Raw genomic sequence first — 21,879 nt, forward strand, 5'->3', positions numbered from 1 at the left:
CCAATGCCTGGCTTTTCACCCTTGCCTGCGCGCCATGAAGGCAAGCCGCTCGAACAGATGGACATCCTGTTCGTTCTTCAGCAATGCGCCGTGCAGCTTGGGCAGCGCGTTCTTCGGGTCGGCGCGCAAATCCTCAGGCGCGATATCGTCGGCGACCAGCAGGCGGATCCAGTCGAGCGCCTCGGAGGTCGACGGCTTCTTCTTTAGCCCCGGCACGTCGCGGATCTCGTAGAACTGGGTGAGCGCCGCGCGCACCAGATTGTGCTTGATGCCGGGATAGTGGACGTCGACAATCCTGTGCAGCGTCTCGACGTCGGGAAAGCGGATGTAGTGGAAGAAGCAGCGGCGCAGGAAGGCGTCCGGCAGCTCCTTCTCGTTGTTGGAGGTGATGATGACGATGGGACGGACGGCGGCGCGGATGGTCTCGCCAGTCTCGTAGACGAAGAACTCCATCCGATCGAGCTCCTGCAGGAGGTCGTTGGGAAACTCGATGTCGGCCTTGTCGATCTCGTCGATCAGGAGCACGACCTTCTTGCCGGCGGCGAAGGCTTGCCAAAGCTTGCCGCGCTTGATGTAGTTCTTGATGTCGTTGAACCTGGTGTCGCCGAGCTGGCTGTCGCGCAGCCGCGACACGGCGTCATACTCGTAAAGACCTTGCTGGGCTCGCGTCGTCGATTTGACGTGCCATTCGATGAGGTCGAGGCCGAGCGCCGCCGCCACCTGGCGGGCGAGTTCGGTCTTGCCGGTGCCGGGCTCGCCCTTGACCAGCAAGGGCCGCTCCAGCGCGATCGCCGCGTTGACCGCCACCATCAGATCCTTGTCGGCGACATAGTCCTCCGTGCCTTCGAAACGCATTTCTGCTCCTTGGTTCATTCCGGGCGACCGTAAGGAGGCGGCTCGGCCCGCGCAAGGTGGGTGTCCGTGACGACTGTGCGAGACCCGCGGGGAAAGAACGCCAATTCTCTGGCGCTTAGCCGACCGGCGGCCTATATTAGGCGGGACGGTCTGCGCTTCCCGGCAGGAGAACATTTTCCCCGGGGCCTTAACGATCCTTAGGGAGCTGTCCCTGGGAAGACCCGTGGGTTTTCTCACACGGCGCCCACCTACTTTGTAGGTTCCCGGGATCGCTCTCTCCACCGGTTGTGTGGATCGTCACTTCTTGCCCATCTCCGCGCATTCCGTTTGATGATGCGGTAGAAAACGTCGCTCCTAAAACGCCCTCCAGATTTGACCTTTTCTATCGTCGCGGCATGACATCTCTCAAAGATCTGAAGAAACAGCTTCGGCTCGAGGCTCTCGGCCGCCGCGATGCGCTTGATGAATTCTGGCGTGTGGAGGCAGCGCTCGAAATGGCCGAGACGGCGCGCGACCAGCTCGCCATCGAACCCGGCCAGATCGTGTCGGGCTTCTGGCCGATGCGCTCGGAGGTCGACGTGCGGCCGCTGATGTTCGCCTTGCGCGAAAAAGGAGCAAGGCTTTGCCTGCCTGCCATTCTCGACAAGACCACCATCGTCTTTCGCGAACTGGTGCGCGGCGCGCCGATGGTCGAGATGGGTTTTGGCACGGTCGGCCCGCACCACGAGGCCGAGGTGCTCGACCCCTCGGTGATGCTGGTGCCGCTCGCCGCTTTCGACGCGCGCGGCCATCGCATCGGCTATGGCGCCGGCTATTACGATCGCGCCATAGCCAGACTGGTCGACAAGGGCCATGCGCCCCGGCTGATAGGTATCGCCTTCGACTGCCAGGAAGTTCCGCAGGTTCCGGACGAACCCCACGACATCATCATCCCGGAAATACTCACCGAAACCGGGTTGCGCCGCTTCGCGCCAAAATTGTAGATAAATGGACGCATGATCTTTCGCTGGCGTCATGCAGCTTTTTGCTTCGCTGACTTTCGGTGCGGGATCATATGAGACTTCTCTTCCTCGGTGACATGGTAGGCAAGACCGGACGCACGGCGGTTTGGGAACAACTGCCCGGCCTGATCTCGGACTTCAAACTCGATTTCGTCATCGTCAATGGCGAGAATGCCGCCGGCGGCTTCGGCATCACCGAGGAGATCTTCCGCGAGACCATCGCCGCCGGCGCCGATGTCGTCACCACCGGCAACCATGTCTGGGACCAACGCGATGCGCTGGCCTTCGCGCCACGTGAGGAACGCTTCCTGCGGCCATCCAACTTCCCCAAGGGCACCCCCGGGCGCGGCTCCGGCGTCTACATCGCCAGGAGCGGCGCGCGCGTGCTGGTCGCCAACATCATGGGTCGCGTGTTCATGCATCCCGAGCTCGACGATCCGTTCCAGGCCGGTGAACGCGAGCTGGCCGCCTGCCCGCTCGGCGAGCAGGCGGATGCCGTGGTGATCGACTTCCACGCCGAGGCGACGTCGGAAAAGATGTGCTTCGCGCATTTCGTCGATGGCCGCGCCAGCCTCGTCGTCGGTACCCACACCCACCAGCCGACCGCCGACCACCAGATCCTCAACGGCGGTACCGGTTATTTGTCCGACGCGGGCATGTGCGGCGACTATGATTCCTCGCTCGGCATGGACAAGGAGGAGCCGCTCAACCGATTCCTGTCGAAAGTGCCGAAAGGGCGGTTCGAGGCGGCGAACGGACCGGCGACATTGTGCGGCGTCGGCGTCACCATTTCCGACCGGACGGGACTGACGGAGAAGATCGCGCCGTTTCGTCGCGGGCCGCGCCTGGAAGAAACGGCTCCGTCCTTCTGGACGTGACATTGATATAGGGGGTCGCAATACCTAACTGCCGGCGACACTGCTCTAGATCGTAGAGGGGACGACCTCCATGCAGCTTATCGAATTCCTTGCGCCGCATTTTCAATTTGTTTCCGATCCAACTGCCTGGGTCGCGTTGTTGACGCTGGTTGTGCTCGAGATCGTGCTCGGCATCGACAATCTGATCTTTATCTCGATCCTGACCAATAAGCTGCCGGAAGCCCAACGCGCCCGCGCCCGCCGGCTCGGCATCTCGGCGGCGCTGATCATGCGGCTGGTGCTGCTCGCCACCATCTCGATCATCGTCCAGCTGACGACGCCGGTGTTCACGGCGTTTGGCCACGGCTTTTCCTGGCGCGACCTGATCCTGATCGCCGGCGGCCTGTTCCTGGTGTGGAAGGCGACCAAGGAAATCCACCACACGGTCGATCCCGACGACCACAAGGACTCGATGGTGGGCGAGACGCTGCAGATCAGTCTTGCCGGCGCGATCTTCCAGATCCTGCTGCTCGACCTCGTCTTCTCGATCGATTCGATCATCACCGCCGTCGGCATGACCGACGAGATCGCCATCATGTACATCGCGGTGATCGTCGCCGTCAGCGTCATGATGCTTGCGGCCGGGCCGCTGGCGGATTTCATCGCCAAGAACCCGAGCATCGTCATGCTGGCACTGGGCTTCCTGTTGATGATCGGCATGACGCTGATCGCCGACGGCATGGGCTATCACGTGCCCAAGGGCTACATCTATGCGGCGATGGGTTTTTCAGCGCTGGTCGAGGGGCTCAACATGCTGGCGCGGCGCCGCAAGAAGGCGAAATCGGGCGAACGGCAGTGAGGCTTGCCGGGCGAGCCTAATGCCCTGGCACGCCCTTTGGGTGACGGTCGCCGATCAGGCCCAATGTCAGGCCTTGCTCCAGCCAGGCCTTGGCGCCGGCCAGGACGAGCGTGAAGCCGCCGGTCGAGCCGACGGCTTCCTTCACTTGCTCGTCGCCATTGCCGGCAAAGCCGAAATTGCGGACCTCGAGAAAGGTCGCATCATCAGGCACTTCGGTGAAGGTCCAGACCACCGTGGTCGGCGGATCGCTCCATTGCATGACGATCTTCTCGTTCTTGACGATCTCGCTGACATTGACCGTTGTCGAGACGCCATACATGCGCCATTCCCAGCGAACCTCATTGCCGCTGTCCAGCCGGCTGCTGCCGTCAGTGAACCAGAATTTGGCGGTGATGGCCGGATCGACGATGGCCTCGAACACCTCGTCGACGGGCCGCCGGATCAGCATGCCTGCCTCGGCGGTTGGTGTTTCGCGAATTTCCATGAACAGTCTCCTTTCGGCCTTGGCGCTCACCAGGCGTCGGGTTCGCGCACCATGTGAACGATGCTGGCCGGGTTGGTGATCCAACCGCCCCGAAAGCCTTCGCCCAGGGGTTCGACAGCGTCGCAACGCACGACGCCGGCCTCGGCGAAGTGTGCGGCGGCTTTGGAAAAATCGTCGGTGAACAGTTCCAGCCACACCTCCGCCTGGCTCAACATCGGCGCTTCATCGATCCACAGGCGGTTGGGGCCGAGTTCGAAGCCGATCGCGGGCGCCTTGGCGGTGAACGGCTTCAGGCCAACGATGTCGCGATAGAAGGCGATTGTTGCCTCATACTGATGCGGCGGCACCTTCATGGCGATGTTGATGCCTCCGGTAATGTTCGCGGTCATTGCTGGCTCCACTGCGCTGCGTTCGGTGTCGTCGTTGGCGGTCTCGGTCGCCACGCGTCTCACTAGGCCAAATTGACCTGCCAGGAGACGCCGAACCTGTCGCTCAGCCAGGCGAAGCGGCGGCTGAAGCCATAGTTGTCAGGCGGCATCAGGAACGCGCCGTCCTTTGCCAGGGTCTCGACAATGCGGTTCAGCTCCTCTTCGGAGGAACAGTCCACGTAGAGCGAGACCGAGGGTGTGAAGGTGAAGGCGTGATGCACCGGGCTGTTGAAGGCCATGACCTCCAGGCCGGCGATGAATACGCGCGCCAGCTTGACCACGCCTTCCGGGCCATCCTCGCCGGCGCCGTAGCGCGTGACGTCAAGGACCTTGCTGTCGGGAATGGTCTCGCAATAGAGGGTCATGGCCTCTTCGGCCTTGCCCTCGAACATCAGGAATGGCGTTACTTTCGTCATCGCGAGTCTCCCTCTGCCTCATTGTCTCAAATGTTGGTCTCGTTGGCGGGTTCGCCCCTCATCTCGCTGCGGTAATAGCCGTCGCGCAAATTGATGCCGTATTCGACATAGGCCTTCATGCAGGCCAGCATCTGCGACCAGCCCTCGCAGTTGAGGTAGGATTTCTTCAGCCCGACCGCGCCCTCCCGCCAGCCGCTCTCGGCGATGGTGACGAAGGTGCCGCCATCGTCCAGCGGCTCGAAATTCATCTCGATACGGGTCTTGTAGGCGGGCTTGCCGTCGGCGTCGGTGGCGTCCCAGCGCAGCACGATGCGGCTGTCCCTGACCACTTCGTCGACCTCGACCGGCACCTTGCCCCACCAGACGACGCCCGCGCCGGCTTCAAGCGGCGCGCTGGCGCCGCCGATGGTGGTGAAATAGCCGCTCAGCTTCTTCGGATTGACGACGGCGTCGAAGACTTCGGCGACCGGCTTGCCGATGCGTCCGGAAACCTTGAATCCAAGAGACATATCCACAGCTCCTTCCTTGATTGACCCAAGAATATGTTATAGAAATATAACATGTCAAGCCGATCGCAAGACGACAATGTTTTCAAGGCGCTGGCGCATCCTCGCCGGCGCGAAATGCTGGACCAGCTGAAGGACGAGCCGAAGACCACGGGGATGCTGTGCGATGCCTTTCCCGACATCGACCGCTGCACCGTCATGCTGCATCTCAAGGTGCTGGAGGAGGCCGAGCTGATCGTGGCGCGCCGCGAGGGACGCGAGCGCTGGAACCATCTCAACGCGCTGCCGATCAAGCAGATCCACGATCGCTGGATCAGCCAGTATGCCGGCCATGCGCTCAGCATCATCGACCGGCTGAAATCCGATCTCGAGGCGTGAGCCGCGCTGTCTCTCCCGCTGCGAACGCGGCGCGGCTGGACGAATTGAGCCGATTTATCTATAAGCCGGCCATTCCGACAGAGAACGCCGTGCTTCCGCGAGTTGCACCCGGGACGCTCTGAAATTTTGAATTCGAGCATTTTGCAAAAGCGAGGTGAGCCACCTCGTCGCAGCATGCTCTAGCCGAACACGACAGGGGTGCCATGGCTGGCCATTCACAGTTCAAGAACATCATGCACCGCAAGGGCCGTCAGGACGCGGTGCGGTCGAAAATGTTTTCCAAGCTGGCGCGCGAAATCACCGTTGCCGCCAAGAGCGGAACGCCCGATCCTTCGATGAACCCGCGCCTGCGCCTGGCGATCCAGAACGCCAAGGCGGTGTCGATGCCGAAGGACAACATCCAGCGCGCCATCAACAAGGCCTCGATGGGCGATGCCGAAAACTACGAAGCGGTACGCTATGAGGGCTATGGTCCCGGTGGCGTCGCCGTCATCGTCGAGGCCCTGACCGACAACCGCAACCGCTCGGCCTCGAACGTGCGCGCCGCCTTCACAAAGGCCGGCGGGGCAATGGGCGAAACCGGCTCGGTGTCGTTCATGTGGGATCGTGCCGGCGAGATCTACTATCCGGCCTCGGCCGGCAGCGCCGACAAGGTCGTGGACGCGGCGATCGAAGCCGGCGCCGACGATGTGGAGTCGGACGAGGAAGGCCATACGATCTATTGTGCCTTCGAGAGCCTCGGCGAGGTGTCGAAGGCACTGGAAGCCTCGCTCGGCGAAGCGGAATCGGTCAAGCTGATCTGGAAGCCGCAGAACACCGTTCCGGTCGACGAGGAGCGCGCACAGTCGCTGATGAAGCTGGTCGCCACGCTCGAGGATGACGACGACGTGCAGAGCGTCTACGCCAACTTCGAAGTCGATGAGGCGACGCTGGCCAAGCTCAGCGCGGCATGAGCGCAGCTCAACCTAGTGTGGACGAAAAGCGGCTACCCGGCATCCGCATCACCTATTGCACGCAGTGCCAGTGGCTGCTGCGTGCCGGCTGGATGGCGCAGGAGCTGCTCTCCACCTTCGGCACGGATCTCGGCGAAGTGACGCTGGTGCCTGGCACCGGCGGCATCTTCACCATCTCCTGCAACGAGGTGCTGGTCTGGGACCGCAAGCGCGACGGCGGCTTTCCGGATGCGGCCAAGCTGAAGCAGCTGGTGCGCGACGTCGTCGACCCGGATCGCGACCTCGGTCATGCCGATCGGAAGACAAAAGCGTAGGGGTCGCCGACGCTGTCGTCACTTTCCTCGCCATGCACCGAAGGCGGCGCCAATCGCGATGCCCATGGCAATGCCTACCGGAAGGTCGTCCAGGGCGGTGCCGATCGCGGCGCCGACACCAACTCCGATTGCCATGCCGAAGGCCATATTCGAATATTGGTCCTTCAAAATGCGTCTCCCGACGATCGTCCTGAACTTTTCAGGCGCGGAAGTAACTCCTGCCGTCAACGCGCGGCGAACCAGAAGGATGCCATTGCGGCTATTGCCGTGACGGCGCGGACATGGTTCCACATCACCCATTCATCAAGGTAGCGGGACCACAGCGTCGCGCCTTCGCTGCTGGCCGGGTTGACGGCCGCCAATGCATCGTTGAGCGGCACGTTGAAGACCATGGTCACGATCGGGTTGCCGACGAGATAGATCAGCGCGCCAGCGAGAAGCCAGAACGAGCCCGGCTGACTCCAGCCGATGATGGCGCCGGCGATAAGCACAAGGCAGATCAGTCCGGTGCCGAAAAGCGCGGTCATGAAAGCCGGGGTGATGACGGTGACGTTGATCGAGTTCATCGCGGCGATGCCGTCCGCCGCCGGCAGGCGAGCAAGCGCCGGCATGACGAAGTTGGAAAAGGCGAAGAAGACGCCGCCGACGACGCCCGAGCCGATTGCGGCGAAGAAGATCAAGGTGGGGAGAGATTTCGCGATCATGTCGGTTGCTCCAAAAATATGAATAATCCTCACATTTGCAAAACGTGATAAACCCTCGTATTTTTCGAGTCAAGCCATTGCCTGGCCATTTTGTTGAAATCGGAGCCATCATGGAGGATACCGCAGCGCCTGTTTCGCCGCAGGAACAGCTTGCGTCGCCACGGCGTGCGCCAAGCCAGCAGCGCAGCCGCGAGCGGGTCGAGCGCATGCTGGCCGCCGCCTCGGCGCTGATCGCCGAACAAGGCAGCGATGCCATGCGCATGGGCGAGGTGGCGGAACGGGCAGGCGTGTCGATCGGCTCGCTCTACCAGTTCTTTCCGGACAAGCGGGCGATCATCTGGGCGCTGGCCGAGCGCTACACCGCCGAGAGCCAGGCCTGCATTTCAGCTGCGCTCAAGGATGTCAGTGATGCAGAAGGCCTGCAGCGGGCTTTCTCCGAGTTGGTCGATATTTATTACCGGCTGTTCCTGGCCGAGCCGGTGATGCGCGACATCTGGTCGGGCACGCAGGCCGACAAGGCGCTGCGCCAGCTGGAACTCGCCGACAGCCGAGCCAACGCTGAATTCCTTGTGGCGGTGCTGAAGCGATTGCGTCCCGGCGCCGATCCAGAGACGCTGGAGACCACGGCGTTTCTTGTCTGGCAGATGGGCGAAGCCGCGATGCGGCTGGCGATCTCGGTCGAGCGGCAGGAGGGCGACAGACTGGTGGATGCCTACAAGCGCATGGCGCTGAGGGAATTGCTGGACGGGTAGAGACGACCTTCGCGCTTTGCTACAGCGTGACAGGTAGCGAAACCGCCTGCAACAGCGCCCCTCTCCCCGTCACTATACGGGGAGAGGATGCCGGCAGGCAGGTGAGGGGCGGCGCGGCCTGTGATATTTGACGGCCGCCTTATTGCGAAAATGCACTGTCGTCGAAATTTCTCTTATCAACCAATTGTCGACGTCGGCGCCGCCCCTCATCCGCCTGCCGGCACCTTCTCCCCGTATAGTGACGGGGAGAAGGGAATTCTGGTCAACAAAAAACCCGCCACAAGGGCGGGTCTCTGATCTGCAAATCTTATCCAGCCTTAGAGGCCGAAACCCTCAAAACGCTTCTTGAACTTCGACAGGCGGCCGCCGCGGTCGAGCAGGGTCTGCTGGCCGCCGGTCCAGGCCGGATGGGTGGTCGGGTCGATATCGAGGTTCATCGTATCGCCTTCCTTGCCCCAGGTCGAACGGGTCGTGTACTCGGTGCCGTCGGTCATGACGACCTTGATGGTGTGGTAGTCGGGATGAATAGCGCTCTTCATGGGTCGGTTCCTGGCTTGTCGGCGCGGCTCACGGGCCAATGGCCTGCGTCGATGCGCCCCTTTTTAAAACTCGAAGCCGCAGCTATTGAGGAGCCACGGCTTCTAAAACGGTCGGCGTGCCTATACATCAGCCGGAATTGAATCACAAGGCCGCGGCGAGCGCATATTGAGGCGCACACACCGAGGCGGCTAGAGGAAACACCGAGATGGCGCAACCCAGCAGCGCAGACGAGCGTCGACGCTCGCTCAAGCCGCTCAGTCGCCTGTTCCCCTATATAACGCATTACCGCACGCTGGTTGTCGGCGCCCTCATCTCGCTGACCATCGCGGCGGCAACGACATTGGCGCTGCCGCTGGCCGTGCGGCGCATGATCGACCATGGTTTCTCCTCAGCCAACACCATCTTCATCGCCGAATATTTCGCTGCATTGGTGGCAATGGCCGCCGTGCTGGCGGCCGCATCGGCCGGCCGCTACTATTTCGTCATCACGCTGGGCGAGCGCGTCGTCGCCGATATCAGGCGCGATGTCTTTGCCCATGTGACGACGCTGTCGCCTGCCTTCTTCGACACCGCCCAGTCGGGCGAGATCGTGTCGCGGCTCGCCGCCGACACCACGCAGGTCAAGTCGGCGGTCGGCGCCACCGCCTCGGTCGCGCTGCGCAACGTCATCCTTGGCCTGGGCGCGGTGGGGATGATGGTCGTCACCAGCCCGAAGCTGTCGGGCCTTGTCATTGCGGCCATTCCCGTCATCGTGCTGCCGCTGGTCGCCTTCGGGCGGTCGGTGCGGCGCAAGTCAAGGCAGGCGCAGGACACGCTGGCCGAGGCGACCGCCTATGCCAGCGAGCAGATCGGCGCGGTGCGCACATTGCAGGCCTTCACCAATGAGAAGCTGGTCACCGGCCATTTCTCCAGCGCCGTGGAGGCTGCTTTCGAGGCGGCCCGTGCCTCGATCTTCGCGCGCTCCTTCCTCACCTTCTTCGCCATCTTCACCATCTTCTCTTCCGTCGTCGCGGTGCTGTGGTTCGGCTCGCGCGACGTGCTGGAAGGCACGATATCGCCGGGCACCCTCGGCCAGTTCCTGCTCTATTCGGTGTTCGCCGCCGGTGCGCTCGGCGCGCTGTCGGAAGTCTGGGGCGAACTTGCGCAAGCCGCGGGTGCGGCAGAACGGCTAACCGAGATCCTGGCCGAGAAGCCGGCGATCCAGGCGCCGGCCGATCCGAAGCCGCTGCCGGCGGTCGCCAGGGGGGCGATCGTCTTCGACGATGTTTCTTTCTCCTATCCGGCCAGACCCGACCGCGCTGCTGTCCACGGGCTGAGCTTTCAGGTCATGCCCGGCGAGACGGTGGCCATCGTTGGTCCTTCGGGTGCAGGCAAAAGCACGGTTTTCTCGCTGATCTTGCGCTTCTACGATCCCGAAACCGGCAAGGTGCTGATCGACGGCGTCGACGTGCGCGAGGCCGATCCCGCCTCGGTGCGCGGACGCATCGCGATCGTGCCGCAGGACGTCACCATCTTCGCGGCCACCGCGCGCGACAATATCGGCTTTGGCCGGCCGGGCGCCGGCAAAGCCGAGATCGAGGCGGCGGCGAAGGACGCGCTGGCCGACGAATTCATCCTCAAGCTCGACAAAGGCTATGACAGCCAGGTCGGCGAGCGCGGCGTGACGCTGTCCGGCGGCCAGCGTCAGCGGGTGGCGATCGCCCGCGCTATCCTGCGCGACGCGCCGATCCTGCTGCTCGACGAAGCCACGTCGGCGCTCGACGCCGAAAGCGAGACGCTGGTGCAGACGGCGCTCGAACGGCTGATGCAGGGCCGCACCACCATCGTCATCGCCCACCGGCTGGCGACCGTGCTGAAGGCCGACAGGATACTGGTCATGGATGGCGGCTCGATCGTCGAGGAAGGCACGCACCATAGTCTCGTCACCAAGGGCGGCATCTATGCACGGTTGGCCAAGCTGCAGTTCGAGACCGGCGCCAGCGCTTTCCGGGGCGCGGCGGAGTAGGCGTTTTCCGATCCGGCGGGCTGTTGCCGCCGGTCGCCGAAAACCGGAATGGCGCGATGGCCGGCTTCAGCCGCCGTAGCGCTGCTTCAGGTGGTTGACGAAATACGCGGCGTTGAGCTTTTCGCGGGTGGCGCGCTCGAGCAGCTCCGGGGTCGACCAGCGCGATCCTTGCGACCATATCTTCTTGCGGCGCCAGTCGTTGATATCAGCGAAATTCCCTTTCGCCAGATCGCCATCGGCTGACGGATGCTCCCGCGTCAGCGCGGCCCATTGCTGCGCCGCCATCATCGCGCCCAGCGTGTAGGAGGGGAAGTAGCCGAAGGCGGCACTTGGCCAATGCACGTCCTGCATCGGCCCGTCGGCCGGATTGTCGATGGTGGAGAGGCCGAGATAGTCGCGCATCCTAGCGTCCCAGGCTTCGGGCAGATCAGCCACCTCCAGCCGGCCCGTGACAAGTTCCTGCTCCAGCTCGTAGCGCAGGATGACGTGCAACGGATAGGTCACCTCGTCGGCGTCGACCCGGATCAGGCCGCGCTCGACATGGTGCACATGCGGCAGGATATCGTCGAGCGACCAGGCTTCGCCGAGATGCTTTTCCACCACCGGCAGAGCCCAGCGCCAGAAAGCGGGATTGCGGCCGATCTGCTTTTCGACGAACAGGCTCTGGCTTTCATGCACGGCCATGCCGCGGGCCTTGCCGAGCGGCCAGTGCGACCATGCCTTGGGCAGGTTCTGTTCGTAGAGCGCGTGTCCGGTCTCATGCAGCACGCCCATCAGCGCCGACAGGAAATCCGATGTCTTGTAACGGGTGGTGATGCGCACGTCGCTCGGCACGCCGCCGCAGAAGGGATGGTGCGACACCGACAGCGAGCCGTGTGTCAGATCGAAGCCGACCGCCGCCATCATGGCAAGGCCGAGTTCGCGCTGGCGGTCGATCGCGTAAGTGCCCGAAAGTGGCTTCAGCGGATGCTTGCGCAGCCGCGCTTCCTGCACTGCCAGCGCCTCCGGCACGAACCCCTTGAGGAAGGCCTTCAACTCGGTGAAGACAGGGGTGATGTCGGCGACGCGGTTGCCGGGGTCGTATTGCTCCATCAGCGCATCATAAGGGGCGAGGCCGAGCACGTCGGAGCGCAGGGCGGCCTCTTCGCGCATCAGCGCCACCACGCCCTCCAGCGCCGGCTGAAAGCCCGCCCAATCATTCTTGGCGCGCAGGTCGCGCCACAGCTGCTCGCAACGCATGCGCGCCGTCGTCTGGCGTTCGACGAATTCGACCGGCAGGCAGGTCAAGTTGGTGTATTGGCGCCGCAGTTCGGCGAGTGCCGCGCGCTGCTCGTCGTCGAGCGCCTCACCTTCGGCGGCGGCGATCCAGTCGGATATCTCCGGTGCGGTCGCCCTGGTGTGGTACATGCCGGCAAGGGCTGCCATCGCCTCGGCACGCTTTTCGCCACCGCCCACGGCCATGTGGGTCGCCTCATCGGCGCCGAGGATGGCCAGCGCATGCTCGAGCGCTTCGAGCTTGTGGCCGAGATCGTCGAGTTTCTGAAAGGACATGGCGGCTTCCGTGATTGAGGACGGCGCGAAAAGACACCAACGCAAAAGCGTTGGCAACCCTCGGAGATCGTCCGGCAGCGCCTTGCGCCGACGCCGTCGCGCATGAAATGCTGACGGGCCAAATGAAGGGGGAGCAAATGATCGGCAACATCCTGGTCGGGCTGGTGGCCTTGATCCATGTCTACATCGTCTATCTCGAGATGGTGCTTTGGGACACGCCGCGCGGGCACAAGACGTTTCGCCTGACGCCGGAATTCGCCAGCGCCTCGAAGGTGCTCGCTGCCAATCAGGGTCTTTACAACGGATTTCTCGCTGCCGGCCTGATCTGGGGGCTCACCCTCGGCGCGGCCGGTTTCCAGGTCAAGGTCTTCTTCCTTTTGTGCGTGGCCATTGCCGGCCTCTACGGCGCGGCAACGGTCGGCCGCAAGATCCTGTTCATCCAGACCGTTCCGGCTGTGCTCGCCCTGATCGCGGTCTGGCTCGGCTGGTAGGCAAGCTCGGCCGATGGGGAAAAAGGACGCCCGCGGGATTGGGGTCCCGAAGGCGCCAGGTAGTCCCTTCCTCTGGGACCTTTCCAGGCGGGATGGCCTCAGCCGTTCGGATAGTTTCCGCCGTCGGAGCCGTCGCCCATCATGAAACCGCTGCCGGTGTCGCCCCTCAGCCGCTGGTCGACATTGTCGAGATGACGCAGCAGGTCACGATACTGCGCGGACGGGATCCTGCCGTGATCAGACGCAGCAATCTTCTCGGCGGCCTGGCTGATCTGGTTGGTGCGCATTTCCAGGTGTTCGGCGACCGCCGGGGTTATGTTGTTAGCCTGTCTTGCATCCACGATGCCCTGACGGACGCCCTGCGCCTGTTCGATGAGAGCCTCGACACGCGGGCCCTTCATCTCGGTCGGCGGGGCGGCGTCGAGCGCGCCCTTGTGATGGCCCGCGGCATAGGCGCCGGCAAGAGGGGCGGCAATCAGTATTGCGGCAAGGGTTGCAGTCTTGAGAGATGCTGAAGAGCGCATGAGGGCGCCTCCTTTTGCTGGGGAAAAGGGAGCGGCCTTGCCGCCCCGCGTTCCGGACGCGGGCCGTCCGGTTCCGTCGCGTCGCGATGGGAGGCATCGCCGGCGGTTCTCGGCCCTGCGCAGCAAGCTAGGAGCGCTCCGGTGCGAAGTGTAATTAAAAAAAGATAATCTTTTCAGGCCTTGCCGGCCGCACTTTGCGCCCTAGAGTTGAACCGGCGAACAAATTCGCGTGACATCGCGTGATGATGGATCAACGTTCGGTGAGCTTGAGTTCAATGCGGCGGTTCTTGTTGCGCGCCTCTTCGGTGTCGGCGGGATCGAGCGGCTGGAACTCACCAAAGCCGGCGGCGACCAGCCGGTTGGCCGGCACGCCGTTCTCGATTAGGAACTTGACCACCGAGGTCGAGCGCGCCGTCGACAGTTCCCAATTGTCGCGATAACGGCCGGTGCCGGACAGCGGCTTGTTGTCGGTATGGCCATCGACGCGCAGCACCCAGTTGATCTCCGGCGGAATTTCCTTCTGCAGCTCGATGATGGCATCGGCGAGTTTCTTCATCTCCACCTTGCCTGCATCGTTGATCACCTCGGAGCCGGTCGGGAACAGCACTTCCGACTGGAAGACGAAGCGGTCGCCGACGATACGGATGTTCTCGCGATCGGCGAGGATTTCGCGCAGGCGGCCGAAGAAGTCGGAGCGGTAGCGGTTCAGTTCCTGCACGCGCTGGGCCAGCGCGACGTTGAGGCGGCGGCCGAGATCGGCGATCTTGGTGTTGGAATCGCGGTCGCGCGTTTCGGACACGTTGAGCGCGTCCTCGAGCGCGCCGATCTGCTTGCGCAGTGCGGCGATCTGCTGGTTGAGGATTTCGACCTGGCTCAGCGCCTGCTGGCTGATCTGGCGCTGGTTGTCGAGTTCTCCGCCGAGCGCCGCCGCACGTTGGTTGGCGGCGTCGCCGGCGCCGGCGCCTTGCGCCAGCAATTGTTCGAGCCGGCTCTTCTCGGCCTCCGCCGCCGACAGCGATGCCTGCAGATTGGCGAGCGAATCATCCTTGTCCTGTGCTGTCGAGCGCTCCAGCGCCAGAAGCTGGGTCAGTTCGTTGATCTGCGAGTTGAGGCGTGACAGCGCCGTATCCTTGCCGGAGATTTCGCGGCCGAGCAGGAACTGCGCCAGCACAAAGACGGTGAGCAGGAACATGATGGCCAGCAGCAGCGTCGACAGTGCATCGACGAAGCCTGGCCAATAGTCGATGCGGCGATCGGCGCGCCGCGCCCGTGCCAGGGCCACGCTAGTGTACCCCCTGCTTCTTCAGGGCGTCGGCGATCTTTTCCAGCGTGTTGCGCATCGCCTTCTGCTCGTCGGATTGAGCCTCGACCCAGTCGCGCATGATCTGCTGCTCGGAGCGCATGTTCTTGACCAGGCCGGAAATGCCATCGGCAAGATTGGCCATGGCGGTGGCAACGCGCGGGTTGGAGCCGCCGCCGTTCTCCTGCATGCTGCGCAGCTTTTCGGACAGCACGCGGATCTCGTCGGAGGATTCGGTCTTGGCGGGGTCGGAAACCACAATGTCGGACGAGAGGTCCGTGACCGAAGACAGCCAGTTCTCGAGCTCGGTATAGAAGCGCGTCTGGGCGCGGCCGGCCTGCAGATCGAGGAAGCCGAGTACGAGCGAGCCGGACAGGCCGAACAGCGAGGACGAGAAGGCGGTGCCCATGCCGGCCAGCGGCGCCGACAGGCCTTGTTTCAGCGAATCGAGCACCGCGGCCGCGTCACCCGTGCCGGGATCGAGCGATTCGATGGTCTCGCGGATAGAGCCGATCGTGTTCAACAGGCCCCAGAAGGTGCCGAGCAGGCCGAGGAAAACCAGCAGGCCGACAAGGTAGCGCGAGGTGTCGCGGCTTTCATCGAGGCGCGTGGCGATGGAATCGAGCATGGTGCGCATCGAGGAGGTCGAGAAGGCCATCGACGACGACCGGCCGATCATCGCCTTCATCGGCGCCAGCAGCACCGGTTCGGTGGTTTCCGAGCCGGCCCGGAAAGAGTTGACCCAGCGCACCTCGCGAAACAGCCGCCCGACCTGGACGAAGGCCAGCAGGATGCCGACGGCGAGCACGCCGACGATCAGGCCGTTGAGGCCGGGATTGGTGACGAAGGCGGTCGAGATCTGGCGGGTCAATATCGCGGCGATAAACGCCACGATGGCCAGGAAGATGACCATGGTGAGCAGGAAGACCTGCGGGCTCGACAGTTTATGTGGATCGTAGATCAGGACGTCGGAGCGCCTGCCCATGCCGAAGGATCTGAGAAAAGCCATTCGTGCCCCGTTTCCGATGCCGCTGCCGCCGATCACGTCGTTGGCGACTCTAAACGGAATTGTGACCAAATTGAATGGCGCTTGGCAATATTGCCATGGGGCTAATGTGCAGCGCGTCCATCCGACATGCAAACCGAAATCGGCTTCCAGGATCAGAGGCGGTTTATCACCAGACAGTCGACCATGGCCGCCAGATGCAAGCCGGCGCCGGTGACGACGAAGCCATGCCACAGCGCGTTGTGGAAGCGCAGTCCCTTCCAGGCGAAGAAAACGACACCGCAGGAATAGACGACGCCGCCGGCGACAATGAGCACGATCGACGTCGTCGGCAGCGTCTCGACGAGCGGCTTGACCAGCACGATCCCGCTCCAGCCGATGGCGAGATAGAAGACGATTGCCAGCCGGTCGAAGCGGCCGGGGAAGAACACCTTGATGGCGATGCCCGTTGCCGCCGCGACCCAGACCAGCACGATCATCCATCTGGCCAGCGGCGAGCCGTCGAGCTGGGCCAGAAACGGCGTGTAGGTGGCCGCGATCAGCAGATAGATCGCGGCGTGATCGAACCGCCGCAGGATCCATTTCGCCGGCGAGGTCACCGGCCACAGATTGTAGGTCAGCGATACCGACAGAACGGTGAGCAGCGAGACGACATAGAAGGCGGCGGCAATGTATTCGCCAGGCCCGGCCCGAGACGCCGCCAGCGCCAGCAACGCCGAGCCGGCCGCGATCGCCAGCACGATGCCGACCGCATGGACGATGCCGTCGGCGATCATCTCCGCGCGGGAGTAGTGCCAGCGCCCGACAAAGGGGATTTCGAGTGCGGCGGGGATTTCGAGTTGCGGCGGTGTGTTCGTCATCAATGATCCTGCGTCACCCTATCTGGGCAGCCGCCGGACAGTATTTCAAGCTTTGGTTGCGGTTTTGCGACTGCGGCGGTTCAGCGCGGCGGCATTTGTGCCCTACGCAATTCCCCAGGGAAAGCGCTACGCGCCTTTCCCGGAATTGCTTCAGCGGGGCGCGAGGGGCTTTTTCACCGTCTTCAGCAGCGCCCGCTGGATGATCTCGTTGCCGGCGACGACCGAACCATGGTCCAGCATGTCCTGTCCGCCATCCATGTCGGAGACGAAGCCGCCCGCCTCGCGGATGAGGAGCAGGCCAGCGGCGATGTCCCAGGCCGAGAGGCCGATTTCCCAAAACCCATCCATGCGGCCGGCGGCGACATAGGCGAGATCGAGCGAAGCCGAGCCAAGGCGCCTGACGCCGGAGACCTCGGCCATGACGTGGCGCAGCTCGATCAGGAAATTGCCGTGCTGACCGCGTCCCAGATGCGGCACGCCGCAGCCGATCACGGCGTCGACGAGCTTGGTGCGGCCAGCGACGCGCAGACGGCGGTCGTTCAGGAAGGCGCCGCCGCCACGCTCGGTCGTGTAGAGCTCGTCCATTGCCGGATTGTAGATGACGCCGGCGACGATCTGACCCTGGCGCTCAAGCGCGATCGAGACGGCGAACAGCGGAATGCCATGCAGGAAATTGGTGGTGCCGTCGAGCGGATCGACGATCCAGCGGTGCTGGCTGTCGTCGCCGGCGACGATGCCGCGCTCTTCCATCAGGAAGCCGTAGCCCGGGCGTGCCTTCGACAGTTCGGCAAAGACGATATCCTCGGCCTTGCGGTCGGCCTGGCTGACATAGTCGCCCGGCCCCTTCATCGAGACCTGCAGGTTCTGGACCTCGCCGAAGTCGCGCGACAGCGAGCGGCCGGCCTTCATTGCGGCCTGGACCATGACGTTGAGAAGGGCTGAGCGTGCCATCGTATGTCTTCCTGTGCCCGCATTAAACTCTGTCTTGATGCATGTCGGTGACCCAAAACCGGGGCCACTTTTGGGCGACATGCATCAGTCGGCGCGGCGCACGTATGTGATTTCGTTGGTGTCGACGATGATGCGTTCGCCGGCACCGATGAAGGGCGGCACCAGAACACGGATGCCATTCTCCAGCACCGCCGGCTTGTAAGAGGATGCCGCCGTCTGGCCCTTCACCACCGGGTCCGCCTCGGTGATGGCCAGGGTCACGTAATCGGGCAGCGAGATCCCGATCGGCCTTTCCTCGTAGAGCTGCACCGTCACCATCATGCCGTCCTGCAGGAAGGCGGCGCGGTCGCCGACGAAGTCCTTGTTCAGTTCGAGCTGCTCGTAGCTCTGGGTGTCCATGAACACCAGCGCGTCGTCCTGTTCGTAGAGGAAGGAAAAATCCTTCAGGTCGAGGCGGATCTGCTCGACCGTCTCGGCCGATCGGAAGCGCTCGTTGAGCTTGGTGCCGTTGATGAGGTTCTTCAGCTCGACCTGGTTGTAGGCGCCGCCCTTGCCAGGCTTGACGGTGTTGGTCCTGACCGCCACCCAGAGGCCGCCATCGTGCTCGATGACGTAGCCGGGACGGATTTCGTTGCCGTTGATCTTGGCCATGATGAGGTGATCCGGGATGCTGCCAACGGCCAGCCGTTGGTATGGGATTGTCGCTGGGAAAGCGATTTCGGGCTTCCAAGACCACAAATAACCGCAAGAGGCAAGGGAGCGGGCGGCTGGCGCCGCGCGACGGGCTGACTGCCGGGCGATCTCGCGGACCGCCGTCAAGGCAGGCGGTTCGCCTTCTGCAAGGCCTGCTTGGTCTGGTCGTCGCTCAGCCCTTGCAGGAAATCGTCCATCTGAGGATCGATGAGGCCGGCGCGGCGCGCGACGATGTACCAGGCGGCGGCGAGCACCAGGTCGGGGTCGACGCCGATGCCTTCCATATAGAGTTTCGCCAGGCGGTTCTCGGCGGCGACATTGCCGCCTTCGGCTGCCTGCTTCGTCCAGCCGAAGGCGGATTTCAGGTCGCGCGCGCCGCCGCGGCCCTCGATCATCCAGGCGGCGAGGTCGATCTGCGCGGTGTCGTAGTTCTGCCGCGCGGCCTGCGCCAGCAGGCGCCTTGCGTGCGCATCGTCGCGCGGCTTGCCGCCGACGCCGTTGGCATAGATCTGGGACATGGCGTACTGCGCGTCGGCGAGGCCGGTCGCGGCGGCGCGCTCATAGTATGAGACCGCCTTGCTCAAGCCTGCGTCACCGGGATCCTGCTGGACCAGCATCTGCGCGAAATTGAATTGCGCCAGCCGGTTGCCGGCTTCGGCGGCGGCCTGCATCAGCGCATAGGCCTCCTTCTCGTCCTTCTTGACGTAGCGCCCGTCGAGCAGCATCAGCGCGTACTGGAACTGTGATTCCGGCACCCCCTGTTCGGCGGCGAGCGCATACCATTTCGCCGCTTCGGCCGCATTGAGCGGCACGCCGAGCCCGCGCGACAGGATCTCGGCCACCAGCGTCTGCGCCGCCGGGTCGCCATTTTGGGCGCGGACAAGCGCGAGGTTGTATGCGGTCTTGTAGAGCCCGCGCTGGAAGGCGCCATAGGCCGCGTCCGCCGGCTTGGCCCCGAAGCGGTCGGGGTTGATGTTGTCGGCCGAGGGCAAGGGCGCGGGCTCTGCCGTGGTGGCGGGCTGCGGCAGCTGGTTTTCGATCGGCTTGTCGGTATGCGCGCCGATATCCGGCTTGGGCTGCGGCAAGGGTACCGTTTCGGCGGCGGCAGCGGTCTGGATCATGACCGCCGCAAGCAGGGCCTGAAGGGGAAGCCTTGCCAGTGCCACGTCAATCCTCGAAGCGCGGCGCGGTTTCGTCGAGCGACGCGTTGGCCTGGGCGATCGCCGCCTTCGGATCGACGCCGTCGGCGAACACCGCGCTGGACAGGGCGACGAATTCGGCGCCGGTGGCGGCCACCGTCTCGACGGATGCGAGGTCGGATCCAGCCATGACGATGCAGGGGATCTGGATCATATCGGCCCACCATCGTCCCAGCGACAGGTTGCGCGGGTGCGGCTCGGGCTTGTTGTCGTAGCCGAAGCGGCCGAAGAAGATGTAGTCGGGCCGCGTCTCGCCAAGCTCAAGCGCATCGTCACGCGTCTTGGCGCCGCCGGTACCGACCATCATCTTGGCCTGGAAATGCCCAATCGTTTCGGCGAGCTCGGCCTTGGAAATCTCGACATGGATGCCATCGGCCTGGACACGGCCCGCGATGCGGGTGTCGCCGGCGATGATGACGGCCACGCCCGCGGCCTGCGCCGCCGGCACGATTTGTTCGGCAAAGGCCTGGAAGGAGGCCTCGTCCATGCCGTTCTCCGGCAGGATCAGCGAGGCGACGTCGCCGCCGTCGAATGCGGCCGCGATACGGTCCGCCGGCACGCCTGGCGGCGCGATCAGCACAATGCGGCAGCGGTTGGGAGGCGTGGCGTCGTTCATGGTTCTTGATCCCGGGTTTCGCCTATGCCGGGCGAAGATGGTTGGATTGCGGCATAGAGCAAACTGCCCGCTTTGAACAGGCGGACGGGCGGGATCGCTGGTCGAAACGCGTCCAGGTATCTCGTGAGCGGTTGCGGTCGTCAGGCCGGGACCCGCGACCTCCACAGCGTCCAGCCGAGATTCATCCCGGCGGCGGCAACCAAAATGGTGGCGGCGCCGACGACCTGGCTGAGGTGCAAGCGATGGCCGAAGGCGGTGACATCGACCAGGATGGCGACGACCGGATAGATGAAGGACAGCGATCCCTGCAGGTGCGTCGGCAATTTCTGGATCGCGCCATACATCAATATGTACATCAGGCCGGTGTGGACGACGCCCAGCGTCGCCAGCATGGCCCAGCTCCATGGGTCGGCGGGGAGATGCGAGAGATTGGCGAAGGGCGCCAGCATGACGACGCCGACACAGATCTGGATAAGCGCGATCAAATGCGGCGGCGTGCCCTTGAGCTTCTTGGTGACGATGGCAGCGACTGCCCAGAAGAAGGCCGCGGCCAGCGCCATCGCGATGCCGGCGAAATAGTTGGTGCCGACATCGCCGGCGTCAGGGGCGGCGCAGACGATCAGCACCATGCCGGCGAAGGCTATTGTCAGCCAGGTCAGTTTGGTCAGCGTCAGCCGCTCGGCGAAGAAGAGCGCGCCGAAGCCGACCAGCATGAAGGGCTGGGTGTTGTAGACGGCGGTGGCGATGGAGATCGACGCGCGGGAGAAAGCACTGAAGAGCAGAACCCAGTTGATGACGATGGCGGCACCGCCGAGCGCGGCGAGGCCGATGATGCGCAGCGTCAGTCCGTTGCGCAGCAGCCCCAGCCCGGCGCAGATGACGAGCAGCGTCAGCGCGCCGAACGCGCAGCGCCAGAACACCACATCCATGATCGGCTGGCCGGACATGATCACGAACCAGCCGATCGTTCCCAGGATCGCCATGGCGGCGGACATTTCGATCGTGCCGCGTACCGTATCGTTCATGATGCAGCCTCAAACCCGTTTGAGGCTGCATAATCTCATGCGATGCGGGTGCTTTCCATCTTCTGAAAAAGGAAATATGGATAGATGACCTAATTATATTAGGCATCTGCTTCGAATCTGTGAGAAATCTGAAATGCTTGACGATCTCGACCGAAATCTCCTCGAAATACTGGTGAGGGATGCGCGGACCTCGCTGAAGGATCTGGCGGCCCAGGTCGGGCTGTCGTCGCCGAGTGTTTCGGAGCGGCTTCGGCGGCTCGAGGAGCGCGGCGTCATCCGGGCCTTCACCGTCGAGATCGATCCGCTGGCGCTCGGCTATACGCTGCAGGCGATCGTGCGCATCAAGCCTTTGCCGGGCAAGCTGCACATTGTCCAGAAGCTGATCGAGGAGATTGCCGAGTTCGGCGAATGCGACAAGGTGACAGGCGATGACTGCTTCGTCGCCCGGCTGTTCGTGCGCTCGATCGGTGATCTCGACGGCATTCTCGACCGCATCGCCGACAAGGCCGAGACCAGCACTGCCATCATCAAGGCGCAGCCGATCCGCCGGCGGCCACCACCGCTCGGGGCACCGCCGGCCTGATTGCCTTGACTCCGCGTGGCCGAGGTGG

Annotated in this window: 28 protein-coding genes and 1 other RNA gene; 11 read left to right on the plus strand and 18 right to left on the minus strand. The window is 63.7% G+C overall.

The annotated features are described in order from the left end of the window. Window positions 1-15: 15 nt before the first annotated feature. Window positions 16-855, minus strand: coding sequence for a MoxR family ATPase (locus FJ978_RS17315; protein WP_140573058.1), 840 nt, complete (start codon window positions 853-855; stop codon window positions 16-18). Window positions 856-999: 144 nt separating this feature from the next. Here FJ978_RS17315 and ssrS point away from each other — a divergent pair. The 4 genes from ssrS to FJ978_RS17335 all read left to right on the plus strand — a co-directional run bounded on the left by ssrS (window position 1,000) and on the right by FJ978_RS17335 (window position 3,572). Then, a non-coding RNA gene (gene ssrS, locus FJ978_RS17320) (6S RNA) lies at window positions 1,000-1,155 on the plus strand. A gap of 95 nt (window positions 1,156-1,250) precedes the next feature. After that, window positions 1,251-1,838 (plus strand): 5-formyltetrahydrofolate cyclo-ligase, encoded by a 588-nt coding sequence (locus tag FJ978_RS17325; RefSeq protein ID WP_013892498.1) that lies wholly within the window; start codon window positions 1,251-1,253, stop codon window positions 1,836-1,838. A 71-nt stretch (window positions 1,839-1,909) separates the two neighbouring features. After that, complete coding sequence (locus FJ978_RS17330; protein WP_023777632.1) at window positions 1,910-2,734, plus strand: YmdB family metallophosphoesterase; 825 nt, start codon at window positions 1,910-1,912, stop codon at window positions 2,732-2,734. Window positions 2,735-2,804: 70 nt separating this feature from the next. After that, window positions 2,805-3,572 (plus strand): TerC family protein, encoded by a 768-nt coding sequence (locus FJ978_RS17335; RefSeq protein WP_140573059.1) that lies wholly within the window; start codon window positions 2,805-2,807, stop codon window positions 3,570-3,572. Window positions 3,573-3,588: 16 nt separating this feature from the next. On the opposite strand, the gene FJ978_RS17340 is transcribed toward FJ978_RS17335, so the two are convergent. From FJ978_RS17340 to FJ978_RS17355, 4 genes are all read right to left on the minus strand, one after another. Then, window positions 3,589-4,056, minus strand: coding sequence for an SRPBCC family protein (locus tag FJ978_RS17340; RefSeq protein ID WP_140573060.1), 468 nt, complete (start codon window positions 4,054-4,056; stop codon window positions 3,589-3,591). A gap of 26 nt (window positions 4,057-4,082) precedes the next feature. Further along, entirely contained in the window at window positions 4,083-4,445 is a 363-nt protein-coding gene (locus FJ978_RS17345; RefSeq protein ID WP_140573061.1) for a hypothetical protein, read from the minus strand. A 62-nt stretch (window positions 4,446-4,507) separates the two neighbouring features. After that, window positions 4,508-4,900, minus strand: a complete 393-nt coding sequence (locus FJ978_RS17350) for a VOC family protein (RefSeq protein WP_140573062.1) — start codon at window positions 4,898-4,900, stop codon at window positions 4,508-4,510. 26 nt (window positions 4,901-4,926) lie between these two features. Beyond that, window positions 4,927-5,409 carry an SRPBCC domain-containing protein gene (locus FJ978_RS17355; protein ID WP_140573063.1) on the minus strand — a complete coding sequence of 161 codons (483 nt, stop codon included), beginning with the start codon at window positions 5,407-5,409 and terminating at the stop codon, window positions 4,927-4,929. Between the two features lie 51 nt (window positions 5,410-5,460). Here FJ978_RS17355 and FJ978_RS17360 point away from each other — a divergent pair, with 51 nt between their 5' ends. From FJ978_RS17360 to FJ978_RS17370, 3 genes are all read left to right on the plus strand, one after another. Further along, the gene (locus FJ978_RS17360) at window positions 5,461-5,784 is read left to right on the plus strand and encodes a helix-turn-helix domain-containing protein (protein ID WP_140573064.1); all 324 of its coding nucleotides are present in this window, start codon (window positions 5,461-5,463) and stop codon (window positions 5,782-5,784) included. Window positions 5,785-5,987: 203 nt separating this feature from the next. Then, the gene (locus FJ978_RS17365; RefSeq protein ID WP_140573065.1) at window positions 5,988-6,737 is read left to right on the plus strand and encodes a YebC/PmpR family DNA-binding transcriptional regulator; all 750 of its coding nucleotides are present in this window, start codon (window positions 5,988-5,990) and stop codon (window positions 6,735-6,737) included. Further along, entirely contained in the window at window positions 6,734-7,051 is a 318-nt protein-coding gene (locus tag FJ978_RS17370) for a SelT/SelW/SelH family protein (protein WP_140573066.1), read from the plus strand. The genes FJ978_RS17365 and FJ978_RS17370 overlap by 4 nt, the downstream gene beginning before the upstream one ends. Before the next feature lie 18 nt (window positions 7,052-7,069). On the opposite strand, the gene FJ978_RS33410 is transcribed toward FJ978_RS17370, so the two are convergent. Continuing rightward, complete coding sequence (locus FJ978_RS33410) at window positions 7,070-7,198, minus strand: hypothetical protein (protein ID WP_263497378.1); 129 nt, start codon at window positions 7,196-7,198, stop codon at window positions 7,070-7,072. Between the two features lie 77 nt (window positions 7,199-7,275). Continuing rightward, window positions 7,276-7,755, minus strand: coding sequence for a DUF1772 domain-containing protein (locus tag FJ978_RS17380; RefSeq protein ID WP_140573068.1), 480 nt, complete (start codon window positions 7,753-7,755; stop codon window positions 7,276-7,278). Window positions 7,756-7,865: 110 nt separating this feature from the next. On the opposite strand from FJ978_RS17380, the gene FJ978_RS17385 reads away from it, so the two are divergent. Then, window positions 7,866-8,507, plus strand: coding sequence for a TetR/AcrR family transcriptional regulator (locus FJ978_RS17385; RefSeq protein ID WP_140573069.1), 642 nt, complete (start codon window positions 7,866-7,868; stop codon window positions 8,505-8,507). A gap of 317 nt (window positions 8,508-8,824) precedes the next feature. On the opposite strand, the gene rpmE is transcribed toward FJ978_RS17385, so the two are convergent. After that, window positions 8,825-9,046 (minus strand): 50S ribosomal protein L31, encoded by a 222-nt coding sequence (rpmE, locus tag FJ978_RS17390; protein WP_010912060.1) that lies wholly within the window; start codon window positions 9,044-9,046, stop codon window positions 8,825-8,827. A 206-nt stretch (window positions 9,047-9,252) separates the two neighbouring features. Here rpmE and FJ978_RS17395 point away from each other — a divergent pair, with 206 nt between their 5' ends. Then, window positions 9,253-11,052, plus strand: coding sequence for an ABC transporter transmembrane domain-containing protein (locus tag FJ978_RS17395; RefSeq protein WP_140573070.1), 1,800 nt, complete (start codon window positions 9,253-9,255; stop codon window positions 11,050-11,052). 66 nt (window positions 11,053-11,118) lie between these two features. Here FJ978_RS17395 and FJ978_RS17400 read toward each other — a convergent pair whose 3' ends face one another. Then, window positions 11,119-12,603 (minus strand): carboxypeptidase M32, encoded by a 1,485-nt coding sequence (locus FJ978_RS17400; protein WP_140573071.1) that lies wholly within the window; start codon window positions 12,601-12,603, stop codon window positions 11,119-11,121. A gap of 137 nt (window positions 12,604-12,740) precedes the next feature. Here FJ978_RS17400 and FJ978_RS17405 point away from each other — a divergent pair, with 137 nt between their 5' ends. After that, entirely contained in the window at window positions 12,741-13,094 is a 354-nt protein-coding gene (locus tag FJ978_RS17405) for a DUF1304 domain-containing protein (protein WP_013892513.1), read from the plus strand. Window positions 13,095-13,192: 98 nt separating this feature from the next. On the opposite strand, the gene FJ978_RS17410 is transcribed toward FJ978_RS17405, so the two are convergent. The 9 genes from FJ978_RS17410 to FJ978_RS17450 all read right to left on the minus strand — a co-directional run bounded on the left by FJ978_RS17410 (window position 13,193) and on the right by FJ978_RS17450 (window position 21,268). Then, window positions 13,193-13,618, minus strand: coding sequence for a hypothetical protein (locus FJ978_RS17410; RefSeq protein ID WP_013892514.1), 426 nt, complete (start codon window positions 13,616-13,618; stop codon window positions 13,193-13,195). Window positions 13,619-13,868: 250 nt separating this feature from the next. After that, on the minus strand, window positions 13,869-14,900 hold the full coding sequence (locus FJ978_RS17415) for a peptidoglycan -binding protein (protein ID WP_013892515.1): 1,032 nt from the start codon (window positions 14,898-14,900) through the stop codon (window positions 13,869-13,871). 1 nt (window position 14,901) lies between these two features. Continuing rightward, complete coding sequence (locus tag FJ978_RS17420; RefSeq protein WP_013892516.1) at window positions 14,902-15,927, minus strand: MotA/TolQ/ExbB proton channel family protein; 1,026 nt, start codon at window positions 15,925-15,927, stop codon at window positions 14,902-14,904. Window positions 15,928-16,079: 152 nt separating this feature from the next. Then, entirely contained in the window at window positions 16,080-16,784 is a 705-nt protein-coding gene (locus FJ978_RS17425) for a hemolysin III family protein (RefSeq protein ID WP_140573072.1), read from the minus strand. A gap of 150 nt (window positions 16,785-16,934) precedes the next feature. Continuing rightward, complete coding sequence (locus FJ978_RS17430) at window positions 16,935-17,735, minus strand: inositol monophosphatase family protein (protein ID WP_013892518.1); 801 nt, start codon at window positions 17,733-17,735, stop codon at window positions 16,935-16,937. Window positions 17,736-17,819: 84 nt separating this feature from the next. Then, complete coding sequence (gene efp, locus FJ978_RS17435) at window positions 17,820-18,386, minus strand: elongation factor P (protein ID WP_013892519.1); 567 nt, start codon at window positions 18,384-18,386, stop codon at window positions 17,820-17,822. A gap of 164 nt (window positions 18,387-18,550) precedes the next feature. After that, window positions 18,551-19,594 carry a tetratricopeptide repeat protein gene (locus FJ978_RS17440; protein WP_140573073.1) on the minus strand — a complete coding sequence of 348 codons (1,044 nt, stop codon included), beginning with the start codon at window positions 19,592-19,594 and terminating at the stop codon, window positions 18,551-18,553. Window position 19,595: 1 nt separating this feature from the next. Beyond that, window positions 19,596-20,243 (minus strand): thiamine phosphate synthase, encoded by a 648-nt coding sequence (locus FJ978_RS17445; protein WP_140573074.1) that lies wholly within the window; start codon window positions 20,241-20,243, stop codon window positions 19,596-19,598. Window positions 20,244-20,383: 140 nt separating this feature from the next. Continuing rightward, window positions 20,384-21,268, minus strand: coding sequence for a DMT family transporter (locus FJ978_RS17450; RefSeq protein WP_140573075.1), 885 nt, complete (start codon window positions 21,266-21,268; stop codon window positions 20,384-20,386). Between the two features lie 133 nt (window positions 21,269-21,401). On the opposite strand from FJ978_RS17450, the gene FJ978_RS17455 reads away from it, so the two are divergent. After that, on the plus strand, window positions 21,402-21,851 hold the full coding sequence (locus FJ978_RS17455; RefSeq protein WP_140573076.1) for an Lrp/AsnC family transcriptional regulator: 450 nt from the start codon (window positions 21,402-21,404) through the stop codon (window positions 21,849-21,851). Window positions 21,852-21,879: the final 28 nt, after the last annotated feature.

Source organism: Mesorhizobium sp. B1-1-7, from assembly GCF_006442705.1.
Taxonomy (GTDB): domain Bacteria; phylum Pseudomonadota; class Alphaproteobacteria; order Rhizobiales; family Rhizobiaceae; genus Mesorhizobium; species Mesorhizobium opportunistum.

What these genes read in the sequence shown, in the direction of transcription:
- FJ978_RS17425 (WP_140573072.1), bottom strand. Translation starts at nt 16,784, where the DNA reads ATGACGAACACACCGCCGCAACTCGAAATCCCCGCCGCACTCGAAATC.
- FJ978_RS17360 (WP_140573064.1), top strand. Translation starts at nt 5,461, where the DNA reads ATGTCAAGCCGATCGCAAGACGACAATGTTTTCAAGGCGCTGGCGCAT.
- FJ978_RS33410 (WP_263497378.1), bottom strand. Translation starts at nt 7,198, where the DNA reads ATGGCCTTCGGCATGGCAATCGGAGTTGGTGTCGGCGCCGCGATCGGC.
- FJ978_RS17450 (WP_140573075.1), bottom strand. Translation starts at nt 21,268, where the DNA reads ATGAACGATACGGTACGCGGCACGATCGAAATGTCCGCCGCCATGGCG.
- FJ978_RS17350 (WP_140573062.1), bottom strand. Translation starts at nt 4,900, where the DNA reads ATGACGAAAGTAACGCCATTCCTGATGTTCGAGGGCAAGGCCGAAGAG.
- FJ978_RS17385 (WP_140573069.1), top strand. Translation starts at nt 7,866, where the DNA reads ATGGAGGATACCGCAGCGCCTGTTTCGCCGCAGGAACAGCTTGCGTCG.
- FJ978_RS17455 (WP_140573076.1), top strand. Translation starts at nt 21,402, where the DNA reads ATGCTTGACGATCTCGACCGAAATCTCCTCGAAATACTGGTGAGGGAT.
- FJ978_RS17335 (WP_140573059.1), top strand. Translation starts at nt 2,805, where the DNA reads ATGCAGCTTATCGAATTCCTTGCGCCGCATTTTCAATTTGTTTCCGAT.
- FJ978_RS17355 (WP_140573063.1), bottom strand. Translation starts at nt 5,409, where the DNA reads ATGTCTCTTGGATTCAAGGTTTCCGGACGCATCGGCAAGCCGGTCGCC.
- FJ978_RS17365 (WP_140573065.1), top strand. Translation starts at nt 5,988, where the DNA reads ATGGCTGGCCATTCACAGTTCAAGAACATCATGCACCGCAAGGGCCGT.
- FJ978_RS17395 (WP_140573070.1), top strand. Translation starts at nt 9,253, where the DNA reads ATGGCGCAACCCAGCAGCGCAGACGAGCGTCGACGCTCGCTCAAGCCG.
- FJ978_RS17325 (WP_013892498.1), top strand. Translation starts at nt 1,251, where the DNA reads ATGACATCTCTCAAAGATCTGAAGAAACAGCTTCGGCTCGAGGCTCTC.
- FJ978_RS17330 (WP_023777632.1), top strand. Translation starts at nt 1,910, where the DNA reads ATGAGACTTCTCTTCCTCGGTGACATGGTAGGCAAGACCGGACGCACG.
- FJ978_RS17340 (WP_140573060.1), bottom strand. Translation starts at nt 4,056, where the DNA reads ATGGAAATTCGCGAAACACCAACCGCCGAGGCAGGCATGCTGATCCGG.
- FJ978_RS17420 (WP_013892516.1), bottom strand. Translation starts at nt 15,927, where the DNA reads ATGGCTTTTCTCAGATCCTTCGGCATGGGCAGGCGCTCCGACGTCCTG.
- FJ978_RS17370 (WP_140573066.1), top strand. Translation starts at nt 6,734, where the DNA reads ATGAGCGCAGCTCAACCTAGTGTGGACGAAAAGCGGCTACCCGGCATC.
- FJ978_RS17410 (WP_013892514.1), bottom strand. Translation starts at nt 13,618, where the DNA reads ATGCGCTCTTCAGCATCTCTCAAGACTGCAACCCTTGCCGCAATACTG.
- FJ978_RS17380 (WP_140573068.1), bottom strand. Translation starts at nt 7,755, where the DNA reads ATGATCGCGAAATCTCTCCCCACCTTGATCTTCTTCGCCGCAATCGGC.
- FJ978_RS17315 (WP_140573058.1), bottom strand. Translation starts at nt 855, where the DNA reads ATGCGTTTCGAAGGCACGGAGGACTATGTCGCCGACAAGGATCTGATG.
- FJ978_RS17345 (WP_140573061.1), bottom strand. Translation starts at nt 4,445, where the DNA reads ATGACCGCGAACATTACCGGAGGCATCAACATCGCCATGAAGGTGCCG.
- rpmE (WP_010912060.1), bottom strand. Translation starts at nt 9,046, where the DNA reads ATGAAGAGCGCTATTCATCCCGACTACCACACCATCAAGGTCGTCATG.
- FJ978_RS17405 (WP_013892513.1), top strand. Translation starts at nt 12,741, where the DNA reads ATGATCGGCAACATCCTGGTCGGGCTGGTGGCCTTGATCCATGTCTAC.
- efp (WP_013892519.1), bottom strand. Translation starts at nt 18,386, where the DNA reads ATGGCCAAGATCAACGGCAACGAAATCCGTCCCGGCTACGTCATCGAG.
- FJ978_RS17445 (WP_140573074.1), bottom strand. Translation starts at nt 20,243, where the DNA reads ATGAACGACGCCACGCCTCCCAACCGCTGCCGCATTGTGCTGATCGCG.
- FJ978_RS17400 (WP_140573071.1), bottom strand. Translation starts at nt 12,603, where the DNA reads ATGTCCTTTCAGAAACTCGACGATCTCGGCCACAAGCTCGAAGCGCTC.
- FJ978_RS17430 (WP_013892518.1), bottom strand. Translation starts at nt 17,735, where the DNA reads ATGGCACGCTCAGCCCTTCTCAACGTCATGGTCCAGGCCGCAATGAAG.